This window comes from Sphingomonas sp. Leaf33 (assembly GCF_001421785.1).
In the GTDB taxonomy this organism is placed as follows: domain Bacteria; phylum Pseudomonadota; class Alphaproteobacteria; order Sphingomonadales; family Sphingomonadaceae; genus Sphingomonas.
The window spans coordinates 274-612 of the sequence record NZ_LMLB01000014.1; the positions used below are offsets into that span (position 1 = coordinate 274).

At 63.4% G+C, this 339-nt stretch carries 1 protein-coding gene; it reads right to left on the bottom strand.

The window, feature by feature from the left end; translation table 11 throughout:
• Positions 1-339, bottom strand: a 339-nt coding sequence (locus ASE86_RS16525) for an integrase core domain-containing protein (RefSeq protein WP_235524111.1), incomplete at both ends; no start/stop codon positions are given.

Here is a 339-nt window from a genome sequence, read left to right on the forward strand (position 1 = left end):
GGCAGGGCGAGCGGACGGCACTGATCCGCTCGGTTCGGTCGGCCAGAGGACGACCTCTGGCGCAGGCGGGTGGTAGCCAAGCGACGAGTGCGGTCGGAGGGTGTTGTAGTGCCTCCGCCATTGCTCGATCACGACGCTGGCCTCCTTGAGGGTGTAGAACACCTCGCCGTTGAGGAGTTCATCCCGCAGCTTTGCGTTGAAGCTCTCGCAGTAACCGTTCTCCCACGGACTGCCCGGCTCGATGTAGGCGGTCGTCGATCCAACCGCTGCGATCCAGTCCTGAACCGCTTTGGCAATGAACTCCGGTCCATTGTCGGAGCGGATATGACCCGGCACACC